At 62.7% G+C, this 21,902-nt stretch carries 18 protein-coding genes; 15 read left to right on the top strand and 3 right to left on the bottom strand.

Annotated elements, in window-relative coordinates; translation table 11 throughout:
• Window positions 1-28 precede the first annotated feature (28 nt).
• The 3 genes from hslO to RYH70_RS02595 all read left to right on the top strand — a co-directional run bounded on the left by hslO (window position 29) and on the right by RYH70_RS02595 (window position 3,950).
• Window positions 29-883 carry an Hsp33 family molecular chaperone HslO gene (gene hslO / locus RYH70_RS02605; protein ID WP_026948487.1) on the top strand — a complete coding sequence of 285 codons (855 nt, stop codon included), beginning with the start codon at window positions 29-31 and terminating at the stop codon, window positions 881-883.
• Window positions 884-1,202: 319 nt separating this feature from the next.
• On the top strand, window positions 1,203-2,747 hold the full coding sequence (locus tag RYH70_RS02600; RefSeq protein WP_026948486.1) for a phosphoenolpyruvate carboxykinase: 1,545 nt from the start codon (window positions 1,203-1,205) through the stop codon (window positions 2,745-2,747).
• Between the two features lie 249 nt (window positions 2,748-2,996).
• Window positions 2,997-3,950, top strand: coding sequence for a helix-turn-helix domain-containing protein (locus tag RYH70_RS02595; RefSeq protein ID WP_055099327.1), 954 nt, complete (start codon window positions 2,997-2,999; stop codon window positions 3,948-3,950).
• A 6-nt stretch (window positions 3,951-3,956) separates the two neighbouring features.
• Here RYH70_RS02595 and RYH70_RS02590 read toward each other — a convergent pair whose 3' ends face one another.
• The gene (locus RYH70_RS02590; RefSeq protein ID WP_233918009.1) at window positions 3,957-4,751 is read right to left on the bottom strand and encodes a hypothetical protein; all 795 of its coding nucleotides are present in this window, start codon (window positions 4,749-4,751) and stop codon (window positions 3,957-3,959) included.
• 25 nt (window positions 4,752-4,776) lie between these two features.
• On the opposite strand from RYH70_RS02590, the gene RYH70_RS02585 reads away from it, so the two are divergent.
• From RYH70_RS02585 to RYH70_RS02550, 8 genes are all read left to right on the top strand, one after another.
• Window positions 4,777-5,307 (top strand): hypothetical protein, encoded by a 531-nt coding sequence (locus tag RYH70_RS02585; RefSeq protein WP_143247725.1) that lies wholly within the window; start codon window positions 4,777-4,779, stop codon window positions 5,305-5,307.
• Between the two features lie 128 nt (window positions 5,308-5,435).
• Window positions 5,436-6,578, top strand: coding sequence for an amine dehydrogenase large subunit (locus RYH70_RS02580; protein ID WP_026948482.1), 1,143 nt, complete (start codon window positions 5,436-5,438; stop codon window positions 6,576-6,578).
• 14 nt (window positions 6,579-6,592) lie between these two features.
• Window positions 6,593-7,132 (top strand): MauE/DoxX family redox-associated membrane protein, encoded by a 540-nt coding sequence (locus RYH70_RS02575; RefSeq protein WP_014992901.1) that lies wholly within the window; start codon window positions 6,593-6,595, stop codon window positions 7,130-7,132.
• 6 nt (window positions 7,133-7,138) lie between these two features.
• Window positions 7,139-7,744, top strand: coding sequence for a methylamine dehydrogenase accessory protein MauD (gene mauD, locus RYH70_RS02570; RefSeq protein ID WP_022994315.1), 606 nt, complete (start codon window positions 7,139-7,141; stop codon window positions 7,742-7,744).
• Between the two features lie 15 nt (window positions 7,745-7,759).
• Complete coding sequence (locus RYH70_RS02565; RefSeq protein WP_014992899.1) at window positions 7,760-8,284, top strand: methylamine dehydrogenase light chain; 525 nt, start codon at window positions 7,760-7,762, stop codon at window positions 8,282-8,284.
• A 7-nt stretch (window positions 8,285-8,291) separates the two neighbouring features.
• Window positions 8,292-8,825 carry a cytochrome C gene (locus RYH70_RS02560; RefSeq protein WP_317009747.1) on the top strand — a complete coding sequence of 178 codons (534 nt, stop codon included), beginning with the start codon at window positions 8,292-8,294 and terminating at the stop codon, window positions 8,823-8,825.
• Between the two features lie 63 nt (window positions 8,826-8,888).
• Window positions 8,889-10,160, top strand: a complete 1,272-nt coding sequence (locus tag RYH70_RS02555) for an alginate export family protein (protein WP_317009746.1) — start codon at window positions 8,889-8,891, stop codon at window positions 10,158-10,160.
• An 18-nt stretch (window positions 10,161-10,178) separates the two neighbouring features.
• Window positions 10,179-11,666 (top strand): aldehyde dehydrogenase family protein, encoded by a 1,488-nt coding sequence (locus tag RYH70_RS02550; RefSeq protein WP_026948479.1) that lies wholly within the window; start codon window positions 10,179-10,181, stop codon window positions 11,664-11,666.
• A gap of 378 nt (window positions 11,667-12,044) precedes the next feature.
• On the opposite strand, the gene RYH70_RS02545 is transcribed toward RYH70_RS02550, so the two are convergent.
• Complete coding sequence (locus RYH70_RS02545; protein ID WP_317009745.1) at window positions 12,045-13,700, bottom strand: AMP-binding protein; 1,656 nt, start codon at window positions 13,698-13,700, stop codon at window positions 12,045-12,047.
• A 74-nt stretch (window positions 13,701-13,774) separates the two neighbouring features.
• The gene (locus RYH70_RS02540; RefSeq protein ID WP_317009744.1) at window positions 13,775-15,457 is read right to left on the bottom strand and encodes an AMP-binding protein; all 1,683 of its coding nucleotides are present in this window, start codon (window positions 15,455-15,457) and stop codon (window positions 13,775-13,777) included.
• A 256-nt stretch (window positions 15,458-15,713) separates the two neighbouring features.
• Between RYH70_RS02540 and RYH70_RS02535 the strand changes: the two genes are divergently transcribed.
• The 4 genes from RYH70_RS02535 to RYH70_RS02520 all read left to right on the top strand — a co-directional run bounded on the left by RYH70_RS02535 (window position 15,714) and on the right by RYH70_RS02520 (window position 21,901).
• Window positions 15,714-17,006 (top strand): NAD(P)/FAD-dependent oxidoreductase, encoded by a 1,293-nt coding sequence (locus RYH70_RS02535; RefSeq protein WP_026948476.1) that lies wholly within the window; start codon window positions 15,714-15,716, stop codon window positions 17,004-17,006.
• Window positions 17,007-17,280: 274 nt separating this feature from the next.
• A complete protein-coding gene (locus RYH70_RS02530; protein WP_035450515.1) occupies window positions 17,281-18,192 on the top strand; it encodes a YihY/virulence factor BrkB family protein in 912 nt (303 codons plus the stop codon).
• Window positions 18,193-18,231: 39 nt separating this feature from the next.
• A complete protein-coding gene (locus tag RYH70_RS02525; RefSeq protein ID WP_317009743.1) occupies window positions 18,232-19,485 on the top strand; it encodes a lytic murein transglycosylase in 1,254 nt (417 codons plus the stop codon).
• A gap of 10 nt (window positions 19,486-19,495) precedes the next feature.
• Window positions 19,496-21,901, top strand: a complete 2,406-nt coding sequence (locus tag RYH70_RS02520; RefSeq protein ID WP_317009742.1) for a membrane-bound PQQ-dependent dehydrogenase, glucose/quinate/shikimate family — start codon at window positions 19,496-19,498, stop codon at window positions 21,899-21,901.
• Window position 21,902: the final 1 nt, after the last annotated feature.

Below are 21,902 nucleotides of genomic sequence, written 5' to 3'. Positions count from 1 at the left end.
GGCCCCAAAAACAGCAGGAAAGGCACCAATGCAGGACCAAAAGCAACGTTTTCTCTTCCCGGACTCCGACATCCGTGGCGAACTGATCCGCCTGGAAAGCAGTCTGGCGTCGATCACCGGCAACCGCGACTACCCAATGGTGGTGCAGAGCCTGATCAGCGAAGCAGTAGTGGCCGTGGCCCTGCTCGCCAGCACCCTCAAATTCAAGGGCCGCCTGGCACTGCAGGCCCAGGGCAAGGGACCGCTGTCCCTGCTGATGGCGGAATGCAGCGACGACGGCAAGGTGCGCGCGCTGGCTCGCCACGCCGAATCCCTGCCGGCGGATCGCACCAACCTGCCGGCGCTGCTGGGCGAAGGCACCATGGTGATCACCATCAGCCCGGAGCAGGGCCGCCAGTATCAGGGCATCGTGCCCCTGGAAGGGCCGGACCTGGCCACCTGTCTGGAAGGCTATTTCCGCCAATCCGAGCAACTGCCCACCCGCCTGTGGCTGGCGGCGGGCAACGGCCGTGCCGCCGGTCTGATGCTGCAACGCCTGCCCAATCAGATCGCCGAAGCCGACCACAACGCCATCACCTGGGAACACCTGGAAACGCTGGCCAGCACTCTCAGTGGCGAGGAGTTGCTGGACCTGGACACCGCCACCGTGCTGCACCGGCTGTTCCACGACACGCCGCCCCAGCTGCCGCCGGCGCAGCCGCTGGCATTCGGCTGCACCTGCTCCCGGGAGCGCACCCAGCGCGCGCTGGTTTCCCTGGGCAAGGAAGAGCTGCAGGCGATCCTGGACGAACAGGGGGAAGCCACCCTGACCTGCGACTTCTGCGGCCACCAGGAACACTTCGATGCGGTGGATTTGGCTGAGCTGATTCACAAAGAAACATAAAACCGTGGCAACGGACCCCGGCGCGGCGTCGCCACCTTTTGGCTTTTCTGGCATAATCGCGCCCCTGTCGGGCTTCCCGAAGCCATCCACCCGGTTGCTTCCTTGGGCCCGTGCAGTCGCCGTCCGGCTACCCTTGGCCTGTTTTTCCGGGTCCGGAAACGGCGAAAGGTGGGAAACACCACCGGTTCAGGTCTTGCCCCGAAAGGGCACGAGACCGGCACTGTCACCCGCAATGCGAACTAGGGGGCTTTGCTACCTTGAACGCGGTTTCGGCCGCCGAGTACAAGCCCGCAGCTCGGCCACAAGCCCAGGAAAAACCATGACCGATCCCATTATTTACAACGATTTGAGCCCGGCCCAACTGGTGGAGCTGGCGATTCAGCGCAACGAAGGCCAACTGGCCGCCAACGGGTCCCTGGTGGTGGAAACCGGTCACCGTACCGGCCGCTCCCCGATGGACCGTTTCATCGTCGACGAACCCTCCACCAGTGAGCAGATCCACTGGGGTCCGGTGAACCGCCCGTTCCCGGTGGACAAGTTCGACGCCCTCTGGGATCGGGTGGCGTCCTTCGTTACTGAAAGTGACAGCTTTGTTTCCCATCTTCACGTTGGCGCCGCCGAAGAGCACTACCTGCCGGTGAAGGTCACCGCCCAGACCGCCTGGCACAATCTGTTCGCCAACACCCTTTTCATCCGCCCGGACACCTACAATCCGGCCGGCAAGGACCAATGGCAGATCCTGCACGCGGTGGACTTCCAGTGTGATCCGGAACGCGACGGCACCAACTCCGACGGTTGCGTGATCCTCAACTTCGCCCAGCGCAAAGTGCTGATCGCCGGCATGCGCTACGCCGGTGAAATGAAGAAAGCCATGTTCTCGGTACAGAACTTCCTGCTGCCGGCCAAGGACGTGCTGCCGATGCACTGCTCCGCCAACGTTGGCGAAAGCGGCGATGTGGCCCTGTTCTTCGGCCTCTCCGGCACCGGCAAGACCACCCTGTCCGCGGACCCGGCCCGCTATCTGATCGGCGACGATGAGCACGGCTGGGGCAAGGGCGTGGTGTTCAACATCGAAGGCGGCTGCTACGCCAAGTGCATCGACCTGAGCCAGAAGAACGAGCCGGTGATCTGGGACGCGATCAAATTCGGCGCGGTGCTGGAAAACGTCATCATCAACGACGAAACCCGCCTGCCGGACTACAGCGATGTGTCCCTGACCCAGAACACCCGCGCCGCCTACCCGCTGGAAAACATCGAGAAGCGGGTACCGCAGAACCGCGCCGGCGAACCCAAGCACGTGATCTTCCTGACCTGCGACCTGACCGGCGTGCTGCCGCCGGTGTCCTGTCTGAGCAAGGAAGCCGCCGCCTACCACTTCCTGAGCGGCTACACCGCCCTGGTCGGCTCCACCGAAATGGGCTCCGAGCCCGGCATCAAGAGCACCTTCTCCACCTGCTTCGGCGCCCCGTTCTTCCCGCGCCGTGCCGGTGAGTATGCCGAGCTGCTGATCAAGCGCATGGAAGAATTCGGCTCCAAGGTGTTCCTGGTCAACACCGGCTGGACCGGCGGCCCCTACGGTCAGGGCGAGCGCTTCAGCATCCCCACCACCCGTGGCGTGGTCAATGCCATCCTCAGCGGCGCCCTGGACGACGCGGAAACCGAGCACCTGGACATCATCAACCTGGATGTGCCGAAGACCGTGCCCGGTGTGGACGACAACCTGCTGCAACCGAAAAACACCTGGGCCAACCCGGAAGAGTACGACGCCAAGGCCCGTGACCTGGCGCAGCAGTTCGAGAAAAACTTCGCCGAGAAATACGCGGACGTGTCCGAAGAGATCCACGCCGCCGGCCCCAAGGCCTGATCCCCTGATCAGCGCCCGGTAGTAAAAAAGCCCGCTTCGGCGGGCTTTTTTGTGGGCCGCAGTCCATGGCGGCCCCCTCCTCCCTCTGCCTGATTGCCCCAATTCATTAATTTGTTATATTTCCTTAAAAGTCCAACAATCCCAGGCGGAAAGGAAGCATTGGCACGGCGTTTGCTGCGCCGGTAGCGGCATTACCGGAAAGCGGTAGCCGTCCCCTTCTTTTCGCCAACGCCTACGCGGAGGGTCCCGATGGAACCCGCAGCCAGCACCAGTCATCTTGTGGAAACCCGCACCCTGCGGGGGTTTCAGCCGTGGCGGCAGTTCGTCAACGACAAATTCCCCTGGCTCAGAATCGCCTCGCCCCGGGACGACGACTTCCATGCCCGGGTGCGCCTGACCAGCCTCGGCGAGCGCTCGGTGGCGGTGATCCGTGCCGACCAGTGCCAGCTCACCCGCACCGATTACGCCATCAAACGGGCGGAAACCGGCTACCTCAAGGTCATGTGGCAGCAGGCCGGGCGCATGCTGGTGGAGCAGGATGGCCACCGTACGGTGCTGCGCCCCGGCGATATCACCGTGTGCGATACCAGCCGCCCCTATCGGTTGGAGAAAGATCACCAGGCGCAATTGACGGTGTTGACCCTGCCCTATCACGCGGTGCCCGGCTGGCACCAGATTAGTGACCGTCTTTGCGGCCGTTCGTTGAGTGATCGCACCACCGCCCGCGCGGCCCTTGCCGCCCTGCTGGCTTTACTGGAGCGCCCCGGCGACGGCGACAGCGCCCAGACCATTTTTCAGGCGGTGCAATTAATGCTGTCCGCCCTGATCCATTGTTCCGTCAGGCCGGCGGGTCAGGCCTCGCCTACCCTTCGGCTGGATACCGCCCATCAGCATGTGCTTGCCCATATCGACGACCCGCATTTGAGCCCGGACGAACTGGCCGAGGCGCTGCATGTGTCCCGGCGCGCCCTGTACCGCCTGTTTCAGGAGCACCAGGTCACCCCCGGACGCTTCATCCGCCAGGTGCGGCTGGATGCGGTGCGCGACGCTCTCGCCTTGCCCGACAATGACCATCGCAGCATTCTTGAAGTGGCTCTGGATTACGGCTTTACCGACAGTGCGTCCTTTAGCCGCAGCTTCAAGGCGGCCTTCGCCATCAGCCCCAGCGACTGGCGTCTGCAGGCACGGGGCCGTCACAACTGATGTCGGTCAGGGCCTGCTTGCGGAAAACCCCGTGGCGTGGAGTGTCAGGTCATAGTGCGCGGGCCGCTCGCCACTGATCTCCACTTGATAACGGCCCGGCGGCACCCGGACGCGCACGCCATCCTCCCCATCATGGGTATGTGCCACGGCGTGGTGGCCACCGGCGGACAGAATCCGCAGCCGAGGTATCGGCCCGGTCACGCCGAGCGTCGCTTCCAACAACACCTCACGGTCGATCCTCACCTGATAACGATGCGTCAGTACCGGTGCCTCCAGTTGTTCGGTAACCAGGATCGGCTCCCGCGACAGACGCCCGAGCGCCACGCTCCAAACCTCTGGGGGCCGGCGCGATGGCGCCGTCATGAGTAAGGTGTAGGAGAGGGACTGGCGTTGCGGTGACGCCACCCACAGCGCATAGCGTCCCGGCGCCAGGACGCCGGCGAACCAGGAGCCGCTCTCCGGCGCCGGCCCTTCCGCCAGATCATAGCTGCCCGGCCCGCCCCAGATATCCCCCATCTCCCGGCTCAACCGGGCCACCACCGTGCCTTCGGCGCCACCAACTTCGATATCGGCGGCGACCCAATCCGATAGCAGAAAATAAAGCGGCTCGGTGAATTCCGGCGCCGTCAGTTGCCCCTGGTACCGGTCCTGACGGTCGCCGGCAAAATCCAGATAAACGCCCGGCGGACCAATCTCCGTCGCCCAAGGCACCACCGGCCATAGCCACAGCAACGCCACAAAGAGAAAGCCGCGGGCAGGATCGGCGGTATTAACCGCCATTTTGTGCTTGAATCCGTTCATGGACGCTTACCGGCGAAATACGGACATGGCAACATCCTACTACCTGAAGCGCTATCCCACCGCCATCTCGGGCACCATCTTCACTTTCATGGGGTTCCTGCCGGTCTGGATCTGCCTGGGCACGGGTGAATCGCTGAAGGACAGCATTCTTTTCTATCTGACCTCGCTGGTCAGCTTTCCCGGCGTCATCATGGCGGGCATGAGCCTGTCGTTTCTGATGATCGGGCTGGCCTTGCTGTGGTGTACCGGCCGGGTTATCCGTTGCCGACTGGACGATCACGGGATCCACTACGTCCCTCTGGCGCCGCTGCCCGACCGGCCAGCCCTGTTCGGGGACATCCTCCGGGTTCTGTTCGGCACCACCTTGCGCCCACGGCTGGCCCTCATACCCTATGAGGATATCGCCGATATTCAGGTGCGCGGGGATCGACGCAAAGGCTTCAATCTGTACGTTCAGCGCAAGAGCAGCGGACTGCCCGAACGCCTGCATACGCTCACCACACTCAGCGAACCCCAGCTTCGCGACATTCAGCAACGGGTACGCGCCCGCCTCTAAGAGCCTGCTCTTAGTCTTGGCAAGAATAGCCAACGGGTTGGCACCCATTCTCAAGCTTCCCCTTCCCTGACCGGCGCAGACTGAAGGCAGTGTTCCATGCCATCGATAACCAAAAACAGGGAATCACCATGCCTTTGTCCAAATTTGCCGCCGGCCTGCTGGCGCTGGGATCCGCACTGATCCCACCGTCCTTGTACGCGGCGCTGCCGACCGAAACCGTCGGCCAGGCCGAACTGCCTTTCCCTCCCAGTCCTCATCGCAGTTATCTGATCGACTTCGAGTTCGACAACATGGTCGCCACCCGGGTGGTGGTGGTGGATCCGGACCGACAAAAAGTGCTGGGCATGCTCAGTACCGGCGGCGCCGCGCCGGCGGTGCTGGCCCACGATCAGAAGACGGTCTACACCGCCGATATCTTTTTCAGCCGCTATGTGCGCGGCACCCGTACCGATGTGCTGACCGCCTGGGATACCCGCACCCTGTCCCCCTCCTGGGAAGTGGAAATCCCCGCCAAGCGCGCCTCCACGCTGACCGAGAAGTACGCGCTGTCGATGAGCGGCGATGACCGCTTTGTTTACGTTTACAACTTCACGCCGTCACAAACCATTACCGTGGTCGATACCCAGGCCCGAAAAGTGGCCAGCGAGGTCAACATCAACGGCTGCATTCTCGCTTACCCGATTGGTGACCGGCGTTTCGCATCCCTGTGCGGCAGTGGTGATCTGCAAGTCACCACCCTGGATGACAACGGCAAGGTCAGTGATCGCACCACCACCCAATTCTTCGACCCGGAGCAGGAGAAGCTGGTGGAAAGGGCCATCCATCTGGGCGACACCTTCTATTTCGTTACCACCGAGGGCGTCATTCACGGTGTCGATTTCTCCGGCGCCAAACCCAAGGTCCTGCCCACCTGGTCCCTGACCAGCGAACAAGAAAAGAAAGACGGCTGGGCCCCCGGCGGCTGGCAGTTGATGGCCATCGCACCGCGACTGAATCGTCTCTACGTACTGATGCATCCGGATCATGAGCGGCACAAGTGGGAAGATCCGAGCACCATCATCTGGGCGTTCGATCTGAAGACCCACAAAAAGGTCGGCACGCTGGAGGCTCCTAATCTGATCTGGAGCCTCAACGCCACCAACGATGACGCGCCGCTGCTGCTGGGCACCAACATCGAGGGCGGCCTGGAGACCTTTGATCTGAAAACCGGCAAGCACCTTCACACCATGGAAGGCGTCAGCAAAACCCCAACGCTGATCCTCAATCACTGAGTGGAGGAATAACCATGACGCTGGATCCGATTATCAGCATCGCCGGCGCCCTGGCCCTGGCGGTGATCCTGGCCAGCGCGGCGCTGCATAAATTGCAGGCACCGGCCTGGTTCGAACGCCAGTTGGATGCCTACCAGCTGTTGCCAACGAGTCTGACCACGGTAACCGCCCGCGCACTGCCGGTTCTGGAAGGCGCGTTGGCCCTGGGCTTGCTGTTCCAGCCCAGCCGCGTCACCAGCGCCGTTCTCGCCGCCGGCCTGCTCGCGCTCTACGCCCTGGCCATGATCACCAATCTGCTGCGCGGGCGCCACGATCTCGATTGCGGCTGCGCCGGCCCCAACAGTCAGCAACCCCTGCATCCGTTGCTGCTGATCCGCAATGGCTTGCTGATCGCCCTGGCGATACCGGCCGGCCTGCCCGTGGCCGAACGCACCCTGGGTTTATTCGACGGTTTCGTGGTGCTGGCCGCCGGCGCCGCGACCCTGCTGATTTACGCCGCGACCGATGCCCTCTTGGCGAATCGGCCGCGCCTGCTTGCTTTGACCGGAAGGTAATACGCTATGACTGCTCTATTGATTTCCAACATTCTGCTCTGGTGCTTACTGATCGCCCTGGCTCTGGTGGTGTTTGGCCTGATCCGTCAGATCGGTGTTCTGCACGCTCGTATCGCCCCCGCCGGCGCTCTTATGGTGGACAAAGGCGTGGCGGTGAATCAGCCCGCGCCCCAGGTTACCGCCGAGGATCTGTTGGGGCGTCCGGTGAATTTTGGCTACGCCAACGATCGCACTCAACTGCTGTTCTTCCTGTCGCCGACTTGCCCGATCTGCAAATCCCTGTTGCCCGCGCTGCGTGCCATCGATAAGGCCCGCGACGATCTGGAAGTGGTGTACATCAGCGACGGTGAGCCGGAACAGCAACGAAAACTGATCAAGGAATTCGGGCTGGAAGGCGCTCGCTACGTGGTCAGCCCGCAGGTGGGCATGACCTATCAGATCGGCAAGCTGCCCTACGCGGTGATGATCGATCGTCAGGGCGTGCTCAAAGCCAAAGGGCTGGTGAACTCGCGGGAACACCTGGACAGCCTGTTCGAAACCGAGCACCTCGGTGCGGCCACCCTGCAGGAGTACCTCAACAAGCCCTCCCCTTCCATGCATACGCCGTCCTGAGCCAGGAGTCCGACCATGAAATTTCTCGACCGTTTTTTCGAACGCTCCAGCCGGCACGTAGCCAGCACCACGTCGCGGCGGAATTTTCTTTCCAAACTTGGTTCCCTGATGGTGGTGGGCACCGCCATGCCGGTGCTGCTACCCATCGACCGCACCGCCAAGGCGCTGGCCGCGGAGTCGCCATCCGCCGGTGATCCGGGCGATCCCAACAGCTGCGACTACTGGCGTTACTGCTCCGTGGACGGCTTTCTGTGCAGTTGCTGCGGCGGCTCGGTGACCAGTTGTCCGCCGGGCACGGAAGTCTCCCAAGTCACCTGGATCGGCACCTGCCGCAACCCGGCGGACGGCCTGGACTACATCATCTCCTACAACGATTGCTGCGGTAAGCACAGCTGCGGTCAGTGCGCCTGCACCCGTAACGACAGCGAGGAACCGATGTACCGACCGTTCAACAACAACGACATCAACTGGTGCCTGGGCGCCAAGGCCAACGTCTACAACTGCACCGTCGCTGTGATTCGCGGCGTGGCCAGCGCCTGAACCCGGCATGAAGCCGTTGCCGCCACTGTTGCTGGTCGTTGCCTGTCTGGCCACCCCTGCCGGGCACGCCCGGGCGTTTCCCGACCCCGGGCAGAAACCGGCACCGGGTAATGAACAACCGCAGGTGCCACTGTCCCAGGCCGGCTATCGCCCGGAGGTGAACTATCAGTTGCAATGCGCGGGCTGCCATCTGCCCCGGGGGCAAGGCGCGCCCGCCAACGATGTACCCAACATGATCGGCTTTGTCGGCAACTTTCTGCGCGTACCGGGGGGAAGGGAATTTCTGGTGCGCGTACCTGGCGTGGCTCAGGCGGCGTTGAACGACGAACAACTGGCGGCGCTGCTGAACTGGATCCTGCGCCGCGACGGTATCGCCGGTGACAGCACGCCGGCCGGCGCCGAGCCCTACAGCGCCGATGAAGTGGCGGCGATTCGCCACCGGATGATGGACAACATTCCAGGCACCCGGGCCGGACTGGTCCGTGTCATGCGCGACCAGGGTATCGACATCAACGACGGCATGCCCGCCACAGCGCCATAACAACAGAGGACATTCATCATGCGCGTCAGGCTCGCCCCCCTTGTCGGGGGCTCTCTCCTGCTAATGGCCACCAGTGCACAAGCGCTGGAATTGACCAACAACGACCATACTACTTTGAATTTCGATGTTTCCGGCACCGCCGCCTGGCTGCACAGTCAGGAAAGCTACGACCAGGCCGGCACTCTCGACGAGGGCAGCGTCACCTGGCAGGAAGGCGCGGTGAAGTATGGCATCAGCGGCGACCACCGGCTGGCCCGGGATCAACGCGTCACCGGCGCCCTGAGATGGACCTCCACCGGCACCTGGGGTGATGGTGACGCCGCCGGCTTCTCCGATGGCGGCGAGCGCACCACCAAACTGGAGGATGCTTTCCTGACCTGGCACTCCGGCGCCCTGTTTCCCGCCCTCGGCAACGATGGCTTGGCGGTGTCCGCCGGCCGCCAGAGCGTGATCGTCGGCGACGGCTTTCTGATCACCAGTGACTCGCTGAACTTCGGCAAGGGCATCGCCGATGGCGCGCTGAACCGCGGCGGTGCTTACTATCTTGCCGGCCGCAGCGCCTTCGACAAGACCGCCATCATCAGCCTGGGTGGCGAACAAGGCTGGCGCGGTGACGTCATGTGGCTGCAATCGGATAACCCGGCCCAGGCCAAACCGGAACTCAACATTGGTGTGCTAGAGCATGTAAACGACAAAGGCACCATGGGCCTCACCTACGTCAAGGTCACCGATCTCGACGACGAATTCGCCTTCCTCTATCCGCAACGGGATGACATGGAAACCGTCAGCCTGCGCGCTCAGGGCAACGCTGGCGTGGAGAATCTGTTCCTGGCCGCGGAATACGCCTGGCAGGATCAGGATCAGGGTGATGAAAACGCCTGGTACGCGGAACTGGGCTGGACCTTCTCCGGGATGCCCTGGCGGCCCAGTATCCATTATCGATTCAGCCGTTTCTCCACCGGCTACGATCCGCTGCTCTACGGTAATGGCCGCGCTCTAGGCACCTGGTTCCAGGGCGAAGTGGCGGCGAATTACGCTGGACCGTTCAACACCAATTCACGAGTCCATCATCTCGCCGCGACCGTGACGCCAAAGGAAAACCTGTCGCTCGGTTTGCTGGCCTACGACTTCACCACTCTGGACCGGGACGCCGGAGCGGACACCAGTGCCCGGGAATACGACCTCTATCTGGAATGGGCGGTGAACGACCACCTCGCCCTGATTCCGGTCATCGGCCTGTACCAACCGGACCGCGCCGCCGCCGATGGTGGCACGCAATTAGGTAATGACGATCGCAACCTGTACAGCCAATTGATCGTCGCCTTTTCGTTTTAATGCAATGAGGACTGGACCATGAGCGACATCGCTTTATTACCCGAGGTGCGGGCATTCCTGCAGCAAGGCCATGATTGTTTCATCAACGGCGACTATGGCCGGGCCACCGGTCCGGCCCATCCGGTGGTGAACCCCGGCACCGGCGAAACCTTCGCGGAGGTACGGGAGGCGGAACCGGCGCAAACAGACGCTGCGGTGAACGCCGCCCACCACGCCTTTCACAGCGTCTGGCGGGATATGGCGCCACTCCAGCGTGGCGCCATCCTTAACCGGCTCGCCGATCTGATCGATCAGCATGGGGAGGAGCTCGCGCAATTGGAAACGCTGTGCTCCGGCAAGACCATTCAGTTGTCCCGGGCCTTCGAAGTAGGACAAAGCAGCCATTTCCTTCGCTATTACGCCGGCTGGGCCGGCAAGATCAACGGTGAGACACTGACACCGTCACTGCCTTCCATGCAGGGCGAACGCTACACCGCCTTCACGTTACGCGAACCGGTCGGCGTGGTGGCCGGTATCGTGCCGTGGAACTTCTCATTGATGATCGCCATCTGGAAAATTGCCTCGGCACTGATCTGCGGTTGTACCGTGGTGATCAAGCCCAGCGAGTTCACGCCCTTCACCCTGCTGCGTTTGGCCGGGTTGGCAAAGGAAGCCGGCCTGCCCGACGGCGTTCTCAACGTGGTCTGCGGCACCGGCGCCTGCGGCCAGGCGCTGATCGAGCACGAAAAGATCAACAAGGTCTCGTTCACCGGCTCCATGAGCACCGGCCGCAGGGTTGGCGCCCAGGCCATGCAAGCCAACCTGACCCGTGCCACTCTGGAGCTGGGCGGCAAGAACGCCGCCGGCTTTCTCGCTGATATCGACACCCAAAAAGCAGTGGCGGGTGTCATGGAAGCGGCCTATCTGCATCAAGGCCAGGTGTGCGCGGCGGCGGAACGGTTCTACGTGCACCGCTCACGGCTGGATGAAATCGTCGACGGCGTGGCGGCACAGCTGAAGCAGCTCAAAATCGGCTCGCCGCTGGATGAAAGCACCGACTTTGGACCGCTCTCCAACCGCCCGCACTTCGAAAAAGTCAGCCAGTACTTCGCCAGTGCCCCCGATCAGGGTTGCGAGATCGTCCACGGTGGCCGAGCGCTGGACCGCCCTGGCTTCTTTATCGAACCAACCCTGGCGGTGGCGGATCGTCGCGATGCCACTTTGCTGCAAGAGGAAGTGTTCGGCCCGGTGGCGTGCTTCCTGCCTTTCGATGACGAAGAGGAATTGCTCTCCCTCATGAACGACAGTCCCTACGGCCTCACCGCCAGCCTCTGGACCAACGATTTGTCCCGGGCCCTGCGTCTGGTGCCGCGCATTGAAGCGGGCACGGTGTGGGTGAACATGCACACCTTCATCGATCCGGCGGTGCCGTTCGGTGGCGTCAAGGGCTCCGGCATCGGCCGGGAGTTCGGCAGCGCCTTCATCGAGGATTACACCGAACTGAAGTCGGTGACGGTGCGGTATTAAAGACACGATCGCGGTTTGGTTCCTCTCCACCTCCCCATCCGGGACAGCGGAGCCGCGGTTCACTCGAAGCGGGGTTGTACGAAGGCCTTCCGGACCAACCACTGGCACGGAACGGGCTACAACACCACTGTGGGAGCTTGCCTGCAAGCGAATGGGCTTCCGGGCCCCAAGATTCGCTTGCAGGCAAGCTCCCACAGCGGCGTTGTAGTGCCCCCCGCCAATTCATATCTCCAAGGCCCGCAACAGGCTTGGGGTTTAACGTAACGCGGCTCCGCCTGTCCACGATGGCGGGTAGGGCCGGATGCCGCTAAACCGCGATCAACCCAATAAAAAGCCGGCCCAATGGGCCGGCGCAAGGCAGAACAAAAAACGTCAGGATCAGGCCGTGGCGGCCGCCTGGCGTTGCCGCGCCACTTCTTCGTTGCGCAGCAGGAATCGCTGTATCTTACCACTGGGTGTCTTCGGCAGCGACTCCACGAACTCAATTTCGCGCGGATAGGCGTGAGCGGACAACCGCTGGCGAACCGCTTGCTGCAGTTCCTTCGCCAGGTCGTCATCCCCTCGGTAGCCCGCCCCCAACACCACGAACGCTTTTACCAATTCAGTACGCTCTTCGTCGGGTTTGCCGATCACCGCCGCTTCCACCACTGATGGGTGTTCGATCAGGGCGCTTTCCACATCGAACGGGCCAACCCGGTAACCGGAAGTGGTGATCACATCATCGGAACGGCCAACAAAGCTGATGCTGCCGTCGTCGTTCAGCTCCACCGTATCGCCGCTCATATAATAGTGTTTCAGCATCGACTTTTGCGGATCCGCGGGATACCCCGGGAACCAGAATAACGGCGATTGATTGCGATCCACGGCAAGAATTCCCGGCTGTCCCGCCGGCAATTCCTCGCCCTCTTCGTTGACCACCACCACCCGATGCCCGGGCACGGCGAAGCCGGCGGCACCGATCCGCACCGGATGCTCCAGTTCGTGATGGTTACACAGCACCATGCCCAGCTCGGTCTGGCCGTAGTGATCGTGGATGATGGTGCCCAGTTCCTTGGCGAACCAGCGGATCACCTCCGGCGTCAGCGGTTCACCGGCACTGCTCACCGCCCGTAATTTGCCGCGCAACGCCTTTACCACGGTGTCCCCGCCGGCCATCAACAATCGGTAAGCGGTGGGCGAGCCGGCCAGGTTGGTAATACCGTATTTGTTGATCACCCGGCAGGTGCTTTCCACGGTGAAGCCGCCGTCATAGAAGGTGGTGGGGTGACCAAGGGACAGCGGCCCGGTCACCGCATAGTAAAGCCCGTAAGCCCAGCCGGGATCGGCCAGATTCCAGAATGCATCGTCTTCACGCAATCCAACCGCGTGTTGCATGTAACCGGCGAAAGCGACGATGGCCTTGAGCGGTACCGGTACCGCCTTGGGCAAGCCGGTGGTGCCGGAGGTGAACATCATCAGAAAGGGGTCGTCGGCACTGCGCATTACCGGCTCGGCGCCGTCCTGCTGGCTCTCCAGTTCCGCCCAGAAACTGAAGTCACCACGGCGGATACCCCGGCCTTTATCTCCACCCACGGTGACCACCAATGGATCGCTTTCCAGACCGTCCAGTTTGCCGCGATTGTCACCGTCGGTGACCACAACCCGGGTACCGGCGGTTTGCAGCCGGTGGTCGATGGCCTTCGGACCAAAGGCGGTGAACAACGGTTGATACACAGCGCCAAGCCGCCAGGTGGCCAGCACCGTGATCAGCAGCTCCACCCGGCGTGGTAACAGCCCCGCCACGCAGTCGCCCGCGCCCACACCCTGATTGGCGAGAAAGGCAGCGAAACGGGAGGCCTGGTCGCGCAACTCGCTGAATGTGTAGGTGGCGCTGTCACCATCGGCGCCTTCCCAGAACAGGGCGATCCGCCCCGGCAGGGCATGACGGTCGCAGCATTCCACGCAGGCATTCAGGCTCTCAAGGGAGCCGCTCAGAGCGGCTTTCGCCACCTGTTGAATATCGAATTGGTCCACCGCCTCGTTGTACTGGCGCATGGGTCGCTCTCCTTCTTTTTTATATCTCGCGGCCCGGCGGCCAGCCGGGCTCTGTCGTCACAGGCTCGGAAACATCAGGATTCGGTAACGGTGACACGAACCTCCTCGATGCTGATCTCACGCATACGGAATTTCTGTATCTTGCCGGTCACCGTCATCGGAAAATCGTCCACGAATTTGAAATGCCGGGGAGTCTTGAAGTGAGCGATGCGGTTCTTGCAGTAATCGCGCAACTGCTCCGCATCGGTATTTTCGTCACCTTTCAGTTTCACCCAGGCGACAATTTCCTCGCCGTACTTATCGTCGGGAATACCAATCACCTGGACGTCGGCCACGGCGGGATGGGTGTAGAGAAACTCCTCGATTTCACGGGGATAAATATTCTCGCCACCGCGAATGATCATGTCCTTGCTGCGTCCCACGATGCGGACATAGCCGGCGTCGTCCATCACCGCCAGATCACCGGTGTGCATCCAGCCGTCCTCGTCGATGGCATCGGCGGTGGCGTCCGGATTGTTCCAATAACCCAGCATCACACTGTAGCCCCGGGTGCACAGCTCGCCGATTTCACCACGCGGCACGGTATTGCCCTGCTCGTCGACAACCTTGGTTTCCAGGTGCGGCTGCGTGCGGCCAACGGTGGAGACACGGCGCTCCAGTTCATCATCGGCGCCGGTTTGCAGTGATACCGGGCTGGTCTCGGTCATGCCGTAGGCGATTTGCACCTCCTCCATGTGCATTTCGCTGATCACCCGCCGCATGACTTCAATGGGACAGGTCGCGCCGGCCATGATGCCGGTGCGCAGGGAGGAAAGATCAAATTCCTTGATGCGCGGATGGCCCAGCTCGGCGATGAACATGGTGGGCACGCCGTACAGGGCGGTGGCCCGTTCACTGGCCACCGCTTCCAGCGTGGCTTCGGGGTCAAAGCCCGGCGCCGGATAGATCATGGTGCTGCCATGGGTCATGCAACCGAGATTCCCCATCACCATGCCGAAGCAATGATAAAGCGGTACCGGGATCACCAGCCGGTCACGTTCGGTAAAGCCCATGCTCTCGGCCACCATATAGCCGTTATTGAGGATGTTGCGGTGGCTGAGCGTGGCGCCCTTGGGAAAGCCGGTGGTACCGGAGGTGTACTGGATGTTGATCGGGTCATCGGGCTTGAGGCCGGCCTGGCGCTTCCCGAGGTCGTCCACCGCCACGGATTCCGACAGCGCGCCCAGCTCTCGCCAACTGACGAAACCGGCGGGCGGTTGATCGGCGAGGCTCACCACGCCGCGCAACTCGGGCAGGACTTCGCTGTGCACGTCCCCGGGACGGCACGATGCCAGCTCCGGCACCAGCTCCATCAACATGCTCTGGTAATCCGAGGTCTTGAAGTTATCGGCGCAGACCAGCCAGCGGCAACCGGATTGCTTTAGCGCGTATTCCAGCTCATTGAGGCGGTAGGCGGGATTGATGTTGACCAGGATGGCACCCATTTTGGCGCTGGCGAACTGGGTAATGCACCATTCGGCGCAGTTTGGCGCCCAGATACCAAGACGATCACCGGGTTGCAGACCAAGGGCCATGAAAGCGCGGGCATAGCGTTCCACTTCCTCGGCCAGTTGATTCCAGGAGTAACGAAGCTGCTGATGACTGGCCACCAGCGCCTCCCGTTCACCGTATGCGGCCACCGTATTGTCAAAGGCATCGCCAATGGTGGAGGTCAGCAGCGTCTTGTCCCGCGGCCCACGGGTATAGGACTCCGTCATGGCAGGCTCCTTGTCGTTCATTGTTGTCGGTATGAGGGGCCCGTCCAGCCCCGCTTTACGCCTTTACGTTAACGTAAAGGTAAACTTACACGACGTCACTTATACTTAAGTCGTGACTGGCTGTCCACGCTTTTAGTTCCTAAGCACTAGCTTGGGCTTTTCCGTTCGTCCGGAGATGCCGGTAAACTGTTCTTTTCGCCGCCCCCTTCCCTTCCCGGGACCGGGGCGGCCCTGCTTTGAAGGACGGAGCCCCTGCATGAGCAAACCCAAGATCCTGGTAGTAGGAGGCGGTGCCGGCGGCCTGCCGCTGGTCACCCAACTCGGGCGCAAACTGGGCAAGCGCGGCCGCGCCGACATAACCCTGGTCGATACCAGCAACATTCATGTCTGGAAACCGCGCTATCACGAGGTGGCTACTGGCGCCATCGACGCCGACCTGGACGCCGTGGACTACCGCGCCCATGCCCGGCTCAATCATTACCGGTTCGAACCGGGCACCCTGACCCGCGTGGATGCCGCCGCACGGACCGTTACCCTGGCGGCGATGAACGGCCCGGACGGCGAAGAGGTGCTGCCCGAACGGCAACTCGACTATGACTACCTGGTGCTCGCCATCGGCAGCCAGAGCAATGACTTCGGTACCCCTGGCGTGCGCCAGCACTGCCTGTTCATGGATACCCGCACCCAGGCGGAACGCTTTCGCGAGCGCTTCCTGAACACTTGTCTGCACGCCAACTACCGCAATGATCCAGTGTCCGTGGCGATTGTCGGCGGCGGCGCCACCGGTGTGGAACTGGCGGCGGAAATCCATCATGCGGTGGCCATGCTCAAGCTCTACGGCCACGAACACCTGGACCGCAAACAGCTGCGCGTCACCGTGGTCGAGGCGCTGCCGCGGATTCTGCCCGCCCTCAGTGAGCGGGTATCCGCCGCCGCCACCGAACGGTTGCAGGCGCTCGGTGTATCAGTCCGCACCGGCGTGATGGTGGCGGAGGCCACCGAGCAGGCGCTGGTCACCAAGGACGGCGAGGAGATCAAGGCCGACCTGATGGTGTGGGCCGCGGGAGTAAAAGGCCCGGATGTTTTCGGACAGCTGGAGGGCTTCGCCGTCACTCGCGTCAACCAGATCGAGGTGGAACCGAATCTGCTGGCCAAGGGCCACGACAATGTCTTCATTATCGGCGACAGCGCTTTCCTTAAACCGGAAGGGGCGGAGCGGCCGATTCCGCCGCGCGCGCAATCGGCGCAGCAAATGGCCCATCACACCGCCCGGAATCTGGTTCGCTTGCTCAACAGTCAGGAGCTGAAGCCGTTCGAGTACAAGGACCACGGTTCGCTGGTGTCGCTGTCCAACTACAGTTCCGTGGGCATGCTGATGGGCAACCTGAAAGGCGGCAACTTCTTCGTCGAAGGCTGGCTGGCGCGGATCATGTACGTGGCGTTGTATCGCATGCATCAGGCCGCGTTGTATGGCTGGCCACGAACGATCATGCTGCTCACAGCGGGCCGTTTCAGCCGTTTGGTGCGACCGCGTTTGAAGCTGCATTGACGACAACGGGCTCCCCCCGGCAGCTTCCCATGGACCAGACCAAGAAGCCGCGGTGGGAGCTTGCCCGCAAGTGAATCGTGCTTTCCAGCCCTGGAAATTCGCTTGCGGGCAAGCTCCCACCGCGGCTTCGTGGCAATTCTGAACATCTGTCTTTAACGCTCGGCACCCGATGCACCGGATCCGGTTGTCCTTCTACGAAGAAAAGTGGACTTTCTTCTCGGCGCGCATAGCGGAACAATAGTCCCATCATTAATCGCCGCCAGGACGACACGGCATGCAGAAAATCAAGGACATCGTCCTCTATTGGTTCGGTATTCTCAAAGCGTCCATCGGCTATTGGTTAAGAGGTGATGCCCTGATCCACGCCGGCGCGCTGGCGTTCTTCACGCTGTTCTCCATCGCGCCAGTGGTGATTCTGGCGGTCCAGGTGATCGGTCTGGTGATGAGCACCGATGCCGCCATGCAACAGATCATGAGTCTGCTGGAAGACAACGTCGGCGCCGAAGCCGCCCAGGCGGTGGCGGAAGCGGTGGCGCGTACCCGCATCACCGACGGCGGCCTGTTGCCCACCATCATCGGTGTCGGCGCCATGTTGCTCGGTGCCACCACGGTTTTTGCCCAGATGCAGCGTTCACTCAACAACATCTGGGATATCGCCCCCCGCCCGTCGCGCAATACTCTTTTCGCGCTGATCAAGAACCGGCTGTTGTCGCTTACCGTGGTGCTCTCCATCGGTTTCGTGATGATGGTGTCGTTGCTGCTCAGTGTGATCACCCAAGCGCTGATGGTGTTCGCTCAGGACTGGCTGCCGGTACCCGGCATGTTCATGGTGGTAGTGGAAACACTGGTATCGGTGACGGTGATCACATTGCTGTTCGCCACCATCTTCAAGGTCCTGCCGGACGCCATCCTGAGCTGGCGCGACGTGCTGCTCGGCGCACTGGTCACCGCCTTGCTGTTCATCCTCGGCCGCTTCCTGATCGCGTTGTATCTTTCCCATACCGCCACCGCCTCCACCTACGGCGCCGCCGGCTCCCTGGTGTTGCTGTTGTTGTGGGTGTACTACTCGTCGTTGATCCTGCTGTTCGGCGCCGCCGTCACCCGCGCCCGCGCGGAAGCCCGCAACAGCACCGTCCGCCCGCGCGCCACGGCGGTACGGGTACGACGCGTACTGGAAGATCAATAACCTGGGCCCCGGCCCGCCCCCTGATGTCATGGAGAGATTATGCCCCGCCCCTTTTTCATCACCATGCCGGTTTTGTTGTTCGGTCTGATTACCGGCGCCCATGCCTTGGAACAGGAAGATTTCCGGGCGTGCCTGGGTGAGCTGGAACAAAAAGCCATCGAGGACGGCATCGATCCGGAGCTGGCCCGCCAGCGGATCCCCGCTCTGACCCTGCAGACCAAGGTGGTCGAGCTGGATCGCAAACAACCGGAATTCACCAGCAGCTTCGCCGACTATTATGGGCGCCGGGTAACGTCGCAGCGGATAAAACATGGCCGGGAGCTGCGCCGCCAACACGCCGATCTGCTGGCCAAGGTGGAAGCCGAGTACGGTGTCCCCACCGCCTACTTGCTGGCGTTCTGGGGGCTGGAGACCAACTATGGCGGTTTTTACGGCAACACGCCGGTACTCGACGCGCTCGCCACACTGGCCTGTGAAGGCCGTCGCGGCGCTTTCTTCACCGCCGAGTTGATGAACGCTCTGCGCATCGTCGAGGAAGGCGCCATTGCCGTGCCACAAATGGAAGGCTCCTGGGCCGGCGCCATGGGCCATGTGCAATTCATGCCCTCCACCTTTCTCCGTTACGCCGTGGACGGCGACGGTGACGGCCGCCGGGATCTCTGGCACAGCCTGCCGGACGCTCTCTCTTCCGCCGCCAATTTCCTCAACGCCCTGGGCTGGCGGACCGGCGAGCGCTGGGGACGCGAAGTCTCGTTACCGGACCAGTTCGACTATGGCCTGGCCGGCCTCGGCGAATCCTGGCCGCTGAGCTACTGGCGCGAACGCAACGTGCGACTTCCCAACGGCCAGCCACTGCCGGAGGCGCCGATGAACGCGTCGCTGTTGGTGCCCTCCGGCGCCCATGGCCCCGCCTTTCTGGTGTACGAGAACTTCCGCGTGATCATGGGCTGGAATCGCTCCGAAGCCTACGCGCTGGCGGTGGGCCGTCTGGCGGACCGGATCAATGGCGCCGGCGAACTCAGCCGGGCACCGGTCCCGGCGCCGCGTCTGCACCGGGACCAGGTCAAGGCGTTGCAAACGCGCCTGAACGCCGACGGCTTCAAGGCCGGCTCCGAAGACGGGCTGCTCGGTCCGGGCACCCGCGCCGCGCTCGGCCGCTTCCAGCAACAACAGGGACTGCCGGCCGACGGCTTCCCGGACGAAGCCAGTCTCAAGGCACTGGGCATTCTCGAGGAGGAAGCGGAAGCCAAACCGGACGAGCCACCACGACCGCAGCAAAGCCAGCAAGAATAGGAGGTGCTTCGTGATTCGTGTGGTGATCGCCCTGCTGATACTACTGCTGGGTCTGGCCATGACCGCCGGCGGCGGCTGGCTGGTATCCCTGAATGGCAGCCCCTATTACCTGGTGGCTGGCGCGGTGCTGGTGCTTTGCGCCTTGCTGCTGCTGATGAAGCGGCGCAGCGCCCTTGGTCTTTACGCTCTACTGTTGATCGGCACCCTCGGTTGGAGCCTGTGGGAGGCAGGACTGGACTGGTGGGCCCTGGCGCCACGCGGCGCATTGCTGGTGCTGTTTGGTTTGCTGCTGGTGATTCCCGGCGTGACGTCCCCGATCCGGGGCGGGCGCGCGCCCTTGCTGCTGGCGGTCTTGCTGAGCACGGCGGTTGCCGCTGTCGGCTACTATCAGGACCCCCATGATCTGAACGGAGAGCTGCCCGGCCCGGTCAGCCCGGACGCCGGCCACTCCGAGTTGGTACCCAAAGGAGACTGGCACGCCTACGGACGTACCGCCTTGGGCCAGCGGTATTCGCCATTGACGCAAATCACCCCCGACAACGTGACCCGGTTGCGCCGGGCCTGGGTGTTCCATACCGGCGATACCGACGCCACCACGTTCGAGGCCACGCCGCTGAAAGTGGGCGACACACTGTACCTGTGCACGCCGCGCCATGAGCTGATCGCGCTGGACGCCACCACCGGCGTGGAACGCTGGCGTTTCGATCCCGACATCGAACCGGAGCTCAATCGCCGGCGCCAGATCTGTCGCGGCGTGGCTTATTTCCCCGGCCATCGTCAGCCGTCGCTGGCCACGGTGGAACGCACCAATCCACAGCCAGAGGAAATGCTCGCCGCCACCGGCAGCGAACGGGACAGCCTGATCGATCCGGAAGATCTGCATTGTGAACAACGGCTGTTCCTGCCCACCGCCGACGCCCGCCTCATCGCGCTCGACGCGGACACCGGTGAACGGTGCGCCCGGTTTGGCGACAACGGCGAAGTAAACCTTTGGAACGGCATGCCCAATCCCGAGCCGCCGCTCTACTATCCATCCTCACCACCGGCGGTCACTGACCAGTTGGTGATCATCGGCGGCCTGATCAGCGACAACGTTTCCGTCTCCCAGCCCTCCGGTGTCATCCGCGCCTACGATGTGGACGACGGCCGGCTGGTGTGGAACTGGGACCCCGGCAACCCGGAACGGACCGAACCGCTACCGGAGGGCGAAACCTACAGCGCCAGCAGTCCCAACAGTTGGTCGGTGGCCAGCGTCGACGAAGCTCTGGGCATGGTCTATCTGCCCATGGGCAATCACACTCCGGATCAATGGGGGGAACAGCGCGACCCCGATGCCGAACGTTTCAGTTCCTCGGTGGTGGCGCTGGATCTGGCCACCGGCAAGGTGCGCTGGGTGTTTCAGACCGTGCGTCACGATCTCTGGGACATGGATGTACCGGCACAGCCCAGCCTGCTGGACCTGGATACCCCCCAGGGCCGCGTGCCGGTGCTGGTGCAACCGACCAAACAGGGCGACATCTATGTGCTCGACCGCCGCACCGGCGATCCGGTGTTGCCGGTACGTGAACAACCGGCGCCGGCCAGTCTCGGTTATCAGACCGTGGCCACCAGCCAGCCCAGCTCCGCCCTCAACTTCAATCCACCGCCATTGCGTGAGCGGGACATGTGGGGCGCCACGCCGGTGGATCAATTATTTTGCCGCATCCGCTTTCGCCAGCTTCAGTACCAGGGCCGTTATACACCACCTTCGGAACAAGGAAGCCTGATTTACCCGGGAAACTTCGGCGTATTCAATTGGGGCGCCCTGGCGGTGGATCCGGTCCGCCAGGTGGCATTCACCTCGCCCTCCTATCTCGCCTACGTCTCCACTCTGGTTCCCAGAAAAGACGACCATAGCCGACATGTTTCCTCACGGGGGCCCGGCGCCAACGAAAACTATGGCGCCCCCTATGCGGTGAAGATGAAACCGCTCCTGTCGCCACTGGGCCTGCCCTGCCAGCAACCGCCCTGGGGTTACGTGGCCGGCGCCGATCTGCGTACCGGCGAAGTGGTATGGCGTCATCGCAACGGCACCATCGGCTACCCGTCACCGATCGCGTTGCCGGTGACCATCGGCGTGCCGGATATCGGCGGACCGATCATCACCGCCGGCGGCGTGGCGTTCATGAGCGGCGGCCTGGATAACAAGGTGCGCGCCTACGACCTCACCAGCGGGCGCACGCTATGGGAAGACCATCTGCCCATTGGCGGTCACGCCACACCGATGACCTATCTGGACGACACCGGCCGGCAGATCCTGCTGGTGGTGGCCGGCGGCCACAGCGCCATCGGCACCCGGGGCCCGAGCCGCGATGCCGTGATCGCTTATGTGCTGGATGACGCGGCGGCGGAAAAGGACGTCGATCAGGTTCGCTGAA

The sequence above is a fragment of the Alloalcanivorax xenomutans genome, from assembly GCF_032810065.1.
Lineage (GTDB): Bacteria > Pseudomonadota > Gammaproteobacteria > Pseudomonadales > Alcanivoracaceae > Alloalcanivorax > Alloalcanivorax xenomutans.
Note: the sequence above shows the minus strand (reverse complement) of the source record. Positions and strands in the feature narration are given on the sequence as shown.

What these genes read in the sequence shown, in the direction of transcription:
- hslO (WP_026948487.1), top strand. Translation starts at nt 29, where the DNA reads ATGCAGGACCAAAAGCAACGTTTTCTCTTCCCGGACTCCGACATCCGT.
- RYH70_RS02600 (WP_026948486.1), top strand. Translation starts at nt 1,203, where the DNA reads ATGACCGATCCCATTATTTACAACGATTTGAGCCCGGCCCAACTGGTG.
- RYH70_RS02595 (WP_055099327.1), top strand. Translation starts at nt 2,997, where the DNA reads ATGGAACCCGCAGCCAGCACCAGTCATCTTGTGGAAACCCGCACCCTG.
- RYH70_RS02590 (WP_233918009.1), bottom strand. Translation starts at nt 4,751, where the DNA reads ATGAACGGATTCAAGCACAAAATGGCGGTTAATACCGCCGATCCTGCC.
- RYH70_RS02585 (WP_143247725.1), top strand. Translation starts at nt 4,777, where the DNA reads ATGGCAACATCCTACTACCTGAAGCGCTATCCCACCGCCATCTCGGGC.
- RYH70_RS02580 (WP_026948482.1), top strand. Translation starts at nt 5,436, where the DNA reads ATGCCTTTGTCCAAATTTGCCGCCGGCCTGCTGGCGCTGGGATCCGCA.
- RYH70_RS02575 (WP_014992901.1), top strand. Translation starts at nt 6,593, where the DNA reads ATGACGCTGGATCCGATTATCAGCATCGCCGGCGCCCTGGCCCTGGCG.
- mauD (WP_022994315.1), top strand. Translation starts at nt 7,139, where the DNA reads ATGACTGCTCTATTGATTTCCAACATTCTGCTCTGGTGCTTACTGATC.
- RYH70_RS02565 (WP_014992899.1), top strand. Translation starts at nt 7,760, where the DNA reads ATGAAATTTCTCGACCGTTTTTTCGAACGCTCCAGCCGGCACGTAGCC.
- RYH70_RS02560 (WP_317009747.1), top strand. Translation starts at nt 8,292, where the DNA reads ATGAAGCCGTTGCCGCCACTGTTGCTGGTCGTTGCCTGTCTGGCCACC.
- RYH70_RS02555 (WP_317009746.1), top strand. Translation starts at nt 8,889, where the DNA reads ATGGCCACCAGTGCACAAGCGCTGGAATTGACCAACAACGACCATACT.
- RYH70_RS02550 (WP_026948479.1), top strand. Translation starts at nt 10,179, where the DNA reads ATGAGCGACATCGCTTTATTACCCGAGGTGCGGGCATTCCTGCAGCAA.
- RYH70_RS02545 (WP_317009745.1), bottom strand. Translation starts at nt 13,700, where the DNA reads ATGCGCCAGTACAACGAGGCGGTGGACCAATTCGATATTCAACAGGTG.
- RYH70_RS02540 (WP_317009744.1), bottom strand. Translation starts at nt 15,457, where the DNA reads ATGACGGAGTCCTATACCCGTGGGCCGCGGGACAAGACGCTGCTGACC.
- RYH70_RS02535 (WP_026948476.1), top strand. Translation starts at nt 15,714, where the DNA reads ATGAGCAAACCCAAGATCCTGGTAGTAGGAGGCGGTGCCGGCGGCCTG.
- RYH70_RS02530 (WP_035450515.1), top strand. Translation starts at nt 17,281, where the DNA reads ATGCAGAAAATCAAGGACATCGTCCTCTATTGGTTCGGTATTCTCAAA.
- RYH70_RS02525 (WP_317009743.1), top strand. Translation starts at nt 18,232, where the DNA reads ATGCCCCGCCCCTTTTTCATCACCATGCCGGTTTTGTTGTTCGGTCTG.